This is a genomic window from Pseudonocardia lacus (genome assembly GCF_018531445.1).
GTDB classification, from domain to species: Bacteria; Actinomycetota; Actinomycetes; order Mycobacteriales; family Pseudonocardiaceae; genus Pseudonocardia; species Pseudonocardia lacus.
In genome coordinates, this window is record NZ_JAHDTH010000266.1 from 1 (window position 1) to 8,907 (window position 8,907).

Genomic DNA, 8,907 nt, shown 5'->3' on the forward strand with positions numbered 1-8,907 from the left:
CCCTGACGGGCGCTCCTTGACCCCGCCGCCTACCTCGACGCGCCCAGAACCCGGCGGAGAACCCCCAGAACAAAGATCAACAGCAAGAACAGGGGGTTGACCGGCCCCGCTCCTTCAGGGATGACAGGAGGGGAGTGCCGCTGTCCAGATACGCGATCTCCGCCACCACGTCAACGCTTCATTGACGCCATCGTTTCGTCATCCTTCGGATGACGAAAGCCCACGGACGGCACGGGAGGAGAGCGCGGCGACAGGCCGGTTCAGCCGTCGAGGAAGGAGTCGCAGACCTCGACGAGGCGGCGGCGCAACGGTACCGCCCGAACCGCGAACGCGGCCTGCGCGCGGGCGTAGGCCGCGCGCCCGCCGGGCGTCTCGATCTCCACGGGGGAGTAGCCGTGGGCGGACAGGTCGTACGGGCTGGCCCGCATGTCGAGCTCGCGCACCTCGGCGGCCAGCGCGAAGCAGTCGACCAGCAGCTCGCCGGGGACGAGCGGGCTCAGCTTGTAGGCCCACTTGTAGAGGTCCATGGTGGCGTGCAGGCAGCCGGGCTGCTCCAGCGCGACCTGGTCGGCGCGGGCCGGCTGGACGGCGTTGCGGGGCCGGGCGGGGTCGGTGAAGAACCGGAACGCGTCGTGGTGGGTGCAGTGCACCGGCAGCGACTCGACGACCGCGTCGGTGCCGGCGGCGCCCAGGCGCAGCGGGACCGCGCCGTGGCGGGGCGCGTCGGAGCGGTACACCATCGCCCACTCGTGCAGGCCGAAGCAGCTCAGCCGCGGCGGGCGGGAGGCGGTGGCGGTGAGCAGGGCCCGCACGAACGCCGCGGTGGCGCGGTAGCGCTCGGGCAGGGCGGTCGGGTCCAACCGCACGACGCCCTCGCCGAGCGCGTCGTCGCGGACGTAGCCGGGCAGGTCCAGGAACGGCGCCCCGGCGGCCAGCCCGACGCCCGGGCCGGGGTGCCACTGCTCGAGCCGCGCGGGACGCAGCGAGTAGTAGGTGAACAGGAAGTCCAGCACGGGGTGCGGCTCGCGGCGCCGCCTGCGCTCGCGGTGCGGCCCGGTCCAGCGCGCGACGCGGTCGCGGTGGGCGGCCGCCCTGGCCCGCCACCCGGCCTCGTCGAGCACCCGCATCCGACCACCGTAGGCGCAGGCGGCGGGGCCGGGTCAGCCGGCCGGCACGGTCCGCGCCGGCGCGGCGCCCTCCTCGACGCCGAAGACCAGGACCCGCCGCGGGTGGATGCGGATCACCCCGGGCTGCACCCCGGGGAACGCCGCGGAGGGCAACTCGTCGGGCAGCAACTCGGCGACGCCGCGCACCTCCAGGGCGCGGGGCTGCCACGGATCGGGGACGACGTCGTCGACGACGAGCGCGACGCGCCCGTCGCGGGCGACGTTGCGCCACTTCTGGGTCGAGGGGTTGGCCAGGCCGGGGATGTCGATGGTCCCGGTCCCGGCGTCCACCAGGAACCCGACGGGGCGCACCTGGGGCGCGCCGTCGGGACCGATGGTCGCCAGCCGGGCCAGCCGCTGGCTGCGCAGGTAGGCGAGTTCGGCATCGCTGAAGACGGTCACCGGAGCATCCTCGAACCTCGAGCCGGGTTCAGGTCAAGGGGTCAGCTGCGCTGGCCCGGCCGCGGCTCGGGCCCGGCGTGCGTGGCGTCGCGCACCTCGCCGACGTAGTGCTCGACGAGGTCCTCCATGGCGACCAGGCCGACCGTGCCGCCGTCCGGGCCGATCACCCTGCCCAGGTGGGCGCGCGAGCGCCGCAGCACCGCCAGCGCCTCGTCGAGCCGGGCCGGGATGGGGATCTCGGGCAGCCCGCGGACGCGCTCGGGAGGCACCGCGCCGCCCTCGTGGTCCGGGTCGAGCAGGTCGAGGATGTCCTTGACGTGCAGGTAGCCCGAGACGCGCCCGTCGGTGTCCAGCAGCGGGAAGCGGGAGAACCCGGTGCGGGCGACGGCACCGGCCACGTCGTCGACGGTGGGCTCGGCGGGCAGCGTCACCAGCTCGTCGAGCGGCACGACGACCTCGCGGACCGTCGCCTCGACCGAGCCGATGGTGCGCGTGAGCCGCTGCGACTCGTCCTGGTCGAGCAGGCCCTCGCGGCCGGACTCGGCGATCAGGTCGGCCAGCTCGCCGGGGGTGAAGGAGGTCTCCAGCTCGTCGCGGGGCTCCACCCCGAGCAGCCGCAGCACGCCGTTGGCCATCAGGTTGAACAGCTCGATCAGCGGCCGCATCACGGTGGTGAACACCAGGAACGGCGGCACCAGCCAGGTCGCGGTGCGCTCCGGGCCGGCGATCGCGATGTTCTTGGGCACCATCTCGCCGAGCAGGATGTGCGCGACGACCACGATGGCCAGCGACAGCGCGAAGGCCAGCGGGTGCAGCACGGCGTCGGGCAGCCCGGCCCAGTGCAGCGGCGCTTCGATCAGGTGCGCGACGGCGGGTTCGCCGAGCCTGCCCAGCAGCAGCGAGCAGATCGTGATGCCCAGCTGGGACGCCGCCAGCATGCGGGACAGGTCGGCGCCGGCGCGCAGCGCGGTGCGCGCGCCCGCCGAGCCGCCCTCCGCCATCGCCTCCAGCCGGTCGCGGCGCGAGGAGATCAGCGCGAACTCGGCGCCGACGAAGAACGCGTTGGCCGCCAGCAGCCCGATCGCGGCCAGCAGGGCCAGCAGGTCACCGCCCACGCCCGGCCTCCTCCCGGGCGGCCCGCGCGCGGTCCGCCCCCTCGGTCGTGTCGGCCGGGGCGGCCGCTCGCGGTGGCTCGGCCGGCCGCTGGGCGGGACCGGTCGCGGCCTGCTCCGGGGGCGTGCCGGGGCGGGCGACGCGCAGCTCGGCGAGGCGGTTGCGGTCGCGGCGCATGACGGTGAGCCGCCAGCCGTCCACCGCGAGGTCGTCGCCGACGTCGGGGATGCGCCCGAGGCGGGCCAGCACCAGCCCGGCCAGGGTCTCGTAGCTGCCCTCCGGCATGGCGAAGCCGGTGGCCTCGGCGACCTCGTCGGCCCGCAGCAGGCCCGAGACCAGCCAGCTGTCGCGTCCGAGGCGGCGCACCGTGGCCTGCTCGGCGCGGTCGTGCTCGTCGCGGACGTCGCCGACGATCTCCTCGACCAGGTCCTCCAGCGTCACGATGCCCGCGGTGCCGCCGTACTCGTCGACGACGACGGCGACCTGCAGGCCCGACTCGCGCAGCCGGTTGAGCAGGGCGTCGCCGTCGAGGGACTCGGGCACGGTCGGCACCGGCTGCACCTGCTCGCGCAGCCGCACCCTGGCCCGCTCGGCGGCCGGCACGCCGAAGGCCTGCTTGACGTGCACGACGCCCAGCACGGCGTCGGGGTCGCCGTCCCGGACGGGGAAGCGGGAGAAACCGGTGCGCCGCGACAGGGCGACCAGGTCGGCGACGGTGTCGTCGGCGTCGAGCGACTCCACGCGCACGCGCGGGGTCATCAGGTCCTCGGCGACCCGGTCGGTGAAGCGCAGGGAGCGGTCGAGCAGGGTGGCGGTGCCGGCGTCGATGCTGCCGTGCTGGGCGCTGCTGCGCACCAGCGAGCCGAGCTCGCCGGGGGAGCGGGCCGAGCGCAGCTCCTCGGCGGGCTCGACGCCGAGCCTGCGCACGATCGCGTTGGCCGCGGCGTTGAGCGCGCTGATCAGCCAGCGGAACGCGTGCGCGAACCCGCTCTGCAGCCACACGACGGCGCGGGCGGTGCCCAGCGGGTTGGCGATGGCCAGGTTCTTGGGCACCAGCTCGCCGAAGACCATGGACAGCGTCGTGGCCAGCAGCAGTGACAGCGCCGTCGCGGTGCCCGAGGCGATGCCCTGCGACAGCCCGACCGCCTCCAGGCCGGGGCGCAGCAGCTCGGCGATGGCGGGCTCGGCGATGTAGCCGGTGACCAGCGTGGTGATGGTGATGCCGAGCTGGCTGCCCGACAGCTGGAACGACAGGCCGCGGTGGGCCCGCTGCACGGTGCGCGCCCTGCGGTCGCCGACCTCGGCGACGTGCGCGTCGACCTGGCTGCGCTCCAGCGCGGTCAGCGAGAACTCCGAGGCGACCGAGATCGCGGTGCCCAGGGTCAGCGCGGCGACCGCGAGGAGGCCGAGGATCGACCACAGCACGGTCATGACGCGCCCGGGCGGGGGCCGCGGATCCGGCGCGGGGCCGCACCCGCGTGCGACCATCGTCCCGGTTCGTCGGGGCGTGCGGTGGGCACGGGATGCTCCTCGCGGGGCCGGGTGGCTCCGGCCGCGAACTCGTCGGGGCGGGCCGTCAGCTGGCCCTCGTTGGAGGATCACAGTGTACGACTCGCCCGCCGTGCGCGCGGGGCGCCCGGTCCGCCGGTGAGCGTCTCGTCACCTCTGCCTGCCCAGGGGCCCGGTGCGATCTACGTTGGCCCGGTGAGCGGTCGCAACGGTGCGCGAACGATGACCTCCTCGCCGTTCGTCGACTTCGACCGGGAGTCGTGGGCGAGGCTGGGCGCGAACACGCCGCTGCCGCTGACCGCCGACGAGTTGCACCGAGTGCGCAGCCTGGGCGACGAGATCGACCTCGACGAGGTCCGCGAGGTCTACCTGCCGCTGTCGCGGCTGCTGACGCTGCACGTGCAGGAGGGCGGGCGGCTCTACCGGGCCTACCGGACGTTCCTGGGGGCGAGCGCGGAGCGCACGCCGTTCGTCATCGGGATCGCCGGGTCGGTGTCGGTGGGCAAGTCGACCACCGCCCGGCTGCTGCGGCTGCTGCTGGCGCGCTGGCCCCAGCACCCGCGCGTCGACCTGGTGACGACCGACGGTTTCCTGCACCCCAACGCCGAGCTCGAGCGCCGGGGCATGATGAGCCGCAAGGGCTTCCCGGAGTCCTACGACCGGCGCGCGCTGCTGCGGTTCGTCAGCGACATCAAGGCGGGCCGGCCCGAGGTGAGCGCCCCGGTCTACTCCCACCTGGTCTACGACATCGTGCCCGACGAGCGGCTGACGGTGCACCGCCCCGACATCCTGCTGATCGAGGGGCTGAACGTGCTGCAGCCGGCCAGGGAGGGCGGCGCGGCGCTGGCGGTCAGCGACTTCATCGACTTCTCGGTCTACGTCGACGCCGCCACCGAGGACATCCGCCGCTGGTACGTGGAGCGGTTCCTGCGGCTGCGCGAGACCGCGTTCCGCGACCCGGACTCCTACTTCCGCCGCTACGCCGCGCTGGACGAGGCGGCCGCGGTGGCCAGGGCGCAGACCATCTGGGCCGAGATCAACGGCCCGAACCTGGAGCGCAACATCAAGCCGACCCGCGGCCGGGCGAGCCTGGTGCTGCGCAAGGGCCCCCGCCACGACGTCACCGGGATCCGCCTGCGCAAGCTGTAGACCCCTGCGGACGCTGTGTACCCCGATGTCGAGCCGTGACCGGGCCGCGACCGCGGCCTGGCACCATGGGCGGATGACCGCCGACACTGGCGCCGTGACCCTGGGGGTAGCCGCCGTGAGCGAGCCCGACCCCGCGGTCACGGGGAACGTCCCCGACGACACCGCCCGCGGCGTTCCGGCCGAGCTCGCCGAGCACGAGCTCACCGAGCTGACCGAGCTCGCGGCCCGGCTGCGGCTGGCCGTGGGGCGGCTCAACCGCCGCATCCGCATCGACGGGCACGAGGCCACCCCGCCGCTGCAGCTGTCCGCGCTGGTCACCGTGGAGCAGCACGGCCCGCTGCGGCTCTCCGAGCTGGCCCGGCGCGAGGCCGTGACCGCGCCGACGATGAGCAGGGTGCTGGCCGCGCTCGACGAGCAGGGCCTGGTCATCCGCACGCCCGACCCGAACGACGCCCGCGGCGTCCGCATCGTGCTGTCCGACCTGGGGGCGCGCCGGCTCAACGAGGTGCGCTCCACCCGCACGGCGCTGGTCGCGCGGCGCCTGCAGCGGCTCACCGCCGACCAGCGCCGGCTGCTGGGCGACGCGCTGCCGGCACTGGAGGCCCTGCTGGTGGACGACGACGACCCCTGCTGAGGGGCCGCGCGCTCAGGCTGGTTCGCCGTCGACCAGCACCCGCAGGTCGTCGTGCAGGAAGCTGAGCCGTCCGGTGAGCGCGCCCGCCTCGGCGAGCGGCTGCGGGTAGCCCCATGCCGCGTCGGTCAGCACGCGGCCGTCGGGCAGCCGCACGCTCCAGTAGCTCGCCTCGCCCTTGTACGAGCACACGGTGCGCGTGGCGGTGGGCTCGGTGGGCACGACGACGTCGTCCGGTGACAGGTAGAAGCGGTTGGGCAGGCCCGTCTCCGACACCAGCAGCGGGGCGCGCGTCTCGGCGACCAGGGTGTCGCCGGCCAGCACCCGCACGTGCCGGCTGGAGCGGCGCGCGTCGACGCGGTGGTAGGGGTCGGTGAGGTGGCCGACGACCGGCTCGTCCTCGTCGTACCAGGCGTCGGCGGCCGACCAGTACAGCGCCGCGTACCCGGCCAGCCACGGCGCGGTGGCGATCGGCTCGGGGTAGGCCCACAGGGCGTTCGGCACCGCGCGCTCGCCGACCTTCAGCGAGCGGTAGGTGGCGTCGCCCTTGAACGGGCAGTGGGTGGTGTGGTCGGTCGGCTCGAACGCCGCGGTGTCGAGGTCCTCCTCGGGCACGTAGAGCTGCGGGAGGATCGCCGTCTCGTGCAGCAGCACGCCGCGGCGGGTGTCGAGCACGGTGCGCCCGGCGAACTCGGCGCGGACGCGGCGCGGGAACGGCTGCATGAACAGCTTGTGCGCCGGTCCGTCGACGTCGTAGTTGACGGTCTGCGGGGGCCGGGGGGACAGCGGTCCGTCGCCGAAGGTGAGACCCATGCCACCGGCAACCTCGGGCGGTGGCGCGGCATTCCGCGTCGACCGTGCCGGCGGGCCGCGGCGTGTGCTGGTATGGCGCCATGACCTCCCCGTTCTCCGGCTACGGCGCCGAGATCTACCTGCGCGGGCTCGCCGGCGAGACCCCGGCGCTGCCCACCGACCCGTCCCGGCTGGAGGAGGCCGCCCGCGCCGTGCTCGACGACGGCCCGTTCTCCTACGTCGCGGGCGGGGCGGGGCAGGGCGCGACGATGCGGGCCAACCGGGCCGCGTTCGACCGCCACGGCCTGGTCCCGCGGATGCTGCGCGACACCACGGCGCGGGACTGGTCGACCACGGTGCTGGGCACGGCCATGCCGGCGCCGCTGCTGCTGGCCCCGATCGGGGTGCTGTCGATCATGCACCCGGACGCCGAGCCCGGGGTCGCCGCCGCCGCGGCCGAGCTGGGCGTGCCGATGGTGCTGTCCACGGCGTCGTCGCACACCATCGAGGAGGTCGCGCAGGCCTGCGGGGACGGCCCGCGCTGGTTCCAGCTGTACTGGCCGACCGAGGACGCGGTCACGGTCAGCCTGCTCGACCGGGCCCGTCGCGCCGGGTTCAGCGCGCTGGTGATCACCCTCGACACCTGGACGCTCGGCTGGCGCCCGGCCGACCTCGACGGCTCCTACCTGCCGTTCCTGCGCGGCGTCGGGTGCGCCGTGCCGTTCTCCGACCCGGCGTTCCGGGCCGGCCTGGCGGCCGCGCCGGAGGACGACCTGATGGCCGCGGTGGGCCGCTGGGTGCCGATGTTCACCGGGACCGCGCTGCGCTGGGACCGCCTCGACCTGATCCGCGAGCACTGGGACGGCCCGATCGTGCTCAAGGGCGTCCAGCACCCCGAGGACGCGCTGCGCGCGGTCGAGGCCGGGATGGACGGGGTCGTGGTGTCCAACCACGGCGGGCGCCAGGTCGACCGCGCGGTCGGGTCGTTGAGCGCGCTGCCCGGCATCGTGGCGGCCGTCGAGGGCCGGGTGGCGGTGCTGTTCGACTCCGGCGTGCGCACCGGGGCCGACGTCGCGGTGGCGCTGGCACTGGGCGCCGACGCGGTCCTGCTGGGCAGGCCCTACGCCTACGGGCTGGCCCTCGGCGGGCGCGCCGGGGTCACCCACGTGCTGCGCAGCGTGCTCGCCGAGATGGACCTGACCTTGGCGTTGGCGGGTCACGCCGATCTCGCCGGACTGCGTAGTTCCCCCGACGCGCTGGCCACGCTGCCCGGGTAGCGTCGACGGCTCCGCGACGCGCAGTGGCGGGGGCTCACCCCGCCGCCACAGCGGCCGTGGTGCCATAGTGGGGTCCCGGGCCGGGTGATCGCTGCGACGGACGACCGGGGCCTCGGCGAGGGGAGGAACGCGGCGTGGACCGCCTCACCGCGCTCCTGGCTGGGCTGGTCGACGCCCTGCGCGGCGGGCTCCGGGTGGACGTGTGCCCCGGCAGCTGGCCGTGGGCGGTCACCGCGCTCGGCGTGCTGGTCGGGCTGCTGCCGACGGTGGGTGCCGTGGTGGTGGCGGTGTCGCGGCGGCGCATCGGGTCGCGCTACGGCTTCCCCGAGGGGCTGTTCCTGGTCGGCATCGGTGTGCTCACCGCGGGTCTGCTGCCGCTGGCGGCGTTCGTGGCGGTCGGGCGCGTGTTCGCCGCCGCCGCCGACGGCGTGGCCATCGGCGGGCTCGGCGAGGCCGCGCTGCGCAGCATGGGCGAGCCGGCCTGCTTCGTCGGCGACCAGGCCGAGTACCTGGGCGGGTACACCGTCGGCGAGGCGTTCGGCGGCGGTCCGGTGGAGGTCGGGCTGGCGGTCGCGCTGCTGGCGGCCACGCCGCTGTTCGCCGCGATGTTCGTGGCGGCCCAGGCCCGGTTGGCGCTGCGGCGCGGCCCGGCCTGGCCGTCGAAGTTCTTCTGGCTGCCCACCCTCGCGCTGACGGTGCTCACCGCGCGCACGCCCGCCGGGTCGTCGGGGCAGCTGTGGATCGGGTTCGCCGCAGGCGCGTTCCTCGGCATGTTCGTGCTGCTGGTGGTGGGCGCGCCGTCGAAGGAGGCGGTGCGCCGCTCGGCCGAGGCCGCCGACCGGCCGCGGGCGCGCGCCGGCGCCGCGCC

8 protein-coding genes and 1 pseudogene are annotated in these 8,907 nt (G+C 75.3%); 4 read left to right on the forward strand and 5 right to left on the reverse strand.

Annotated features, from left to right (window positions below):
• Window positions 1-260: 260 nt before the first annotated feature.
• The 4 genes from KIK08_RS34845 to KIK08_RS34860 are packed head-to-tail and all read right to left on the reverse strand — an operon-like array spanning window position 261 to window position 4,112.
• Entirely contained in the window at window positions 261-1,127 is an 867-nt protein-coding gene (locus tag KIK08_RS34845) for a 3-methyladenine DNA glycosylase (protein ID WP_214407584.1), read from the reverse strand.
• A 33-nt stretch (window positions 1,128-1,160) separates the two neighbouring features.
• Window positions 1,161-1,568: a PPOX class F420-dependent oxidoreductase gene (locus KIK08_RS34850; protein WP_214407585.1), complete on the reverse strand. Its 408-nt coding sequence runs from the start codon at window positions 1,566-1,568 to the stop codon at window positions 1,161-1,163.
• A gap of 41 nt (window positions 1,569-1,609) precedes the next feature.
• A complete protein-coding gene (locus KIK08_RS34855; protein WP_214407586.1) occupies window positions 1,610-2,683 on the reverse strand; it encodes a hemolysin family protein in 1,074 nt (357 codons plus the stop codon).
• Window positions 2,673-4,112, reverse strand: coding sequence for a hemolysin family protein (locus tag KIK08_RS34860; protein WP_214407587.1), 1,440 nt, complete (start codon window positions 4,110-4,112; stop codon window positions 2,673-2,675). Before KIK08_RS34860 ends, KIK08_RS34855 begins: the two co-directional genes overlap by 11 nt.
• Before the next feature lie 300 nt (window positions 4,113-4,412).
• Between KIK08_RS34860 and coaA the strand changes: the two genes are divergently transcribed.
• Complete coding sequence (gene coaA / locus KIK08_RS34865; protein ID WP_214407588.1) at window positions 4,413-5,339, forward strand: type I pantothenate kinase; 927 nt, start codon at window positions 4,413-4,415, stop codon at window positions 5,337-5,339.
• A gap of 73 nt (window positions 5,340-5,412) precedes the next feature.
• Window positions 5,413-5,973 carry a MarR family winged helix-turn-helix transcriptional regulator gene (locus tag KIK08_RS34870; protein WP_214407589.1) on the forward strand — a complete coding sequence of 187 codons (561 nt, stop codon included), beginning with the start codon at window positions 5,413-5,415 and terminating at the stop codon, window positions 5,971-5,973.
• Between the two features lie 12 nt (window positions 5,974-5,985).
• Here KIK08_RS34870 and KIK08_RS34875 read toward each other — a convergent pair whose 3' ends face one another.
• Window positions 5,986-6,783, reverse strand: a complete 798-nt coding sequence (locus tag KIK08_RS34875; protein ID WP_214407590.1) for a DUF427 domain-containing protein — start codon at window positions 6,781-6,783, stop codon at window positions 5,986-5,988.
• 80 nt (window positions 6,784-6,863) lie between these two features.
• Here KIK08_RS34875 and KIK08_RS34880 point away from each other — a divergent pair, with 80 nt between their 5' ends.
• Both KIK08_RS34880 and KIK08_RS34885 read left to right on the forward strand, forming a co-directional pair.
• Window positions 6,864-8,039, forward strand: a complete 1,176-nt coding sequence (locus KIK08_RS34880) for a lactate 2-monooxygenase (RefSeq protein WP_214407591.1) — start codon at window positions 6,864-6,866, stop codon at window positions 8,037-8,039.
• Window positions 8,040-8,173: 134 nt separating this feature from the next.
• Window positions 8,174-8,907, forward strand: a pseudogene (locus tag KIK08_RS34885) (hypothetical protein); the annotation flags it as partial.

Bases quoted from the DNA above. Each gene is read 5' to 3' on its own strand.
- KIK08_RS34845 (WP_214407584.1), bottom strand. From the start codon at position 1,127: ATGCGGGTGCTCGACGAGGCCGGGTGGCGGGCCAGGGCGGCCGCCCAC.
- KIK08_RS34860 (WP_214407587.1), bottom strand. From the start codon at position 4,112: ATGACCGTGCTGTGGTCGATCCTCGGCCTCCTCGCGGTCGCCGCGCTG.
- coaA (WP_214407588.1), top strand. From the start codon at position 4,413: ATGACCTCCTCGCCGTTCGTCGACTTCGACCGGGAGTCGTGGGCGAGG.
- KIK08_RS34870 (WP_214407589.1), top strand. From the start codon at position 5,413: ATGACCGCCGACACTGGCGCCGTGACCCTGGGGGTAGCCGCCGTGAGC.
- KIK08_RS34875 (WP_214407590.1), bottom strand. From the start codon at position 6,783: ATGGGTCTCACCTTCGGCGACGGACCGCTGTCCCCCCGGCCCCCGCAG.
- KIK08_RS34880 (WP_214407591.1), top strand. From the start codon at position 6,864: ATGACCTCCCCGTTCTCCGGCTACGGCGCCGAGATCTACCTGCGCGGG.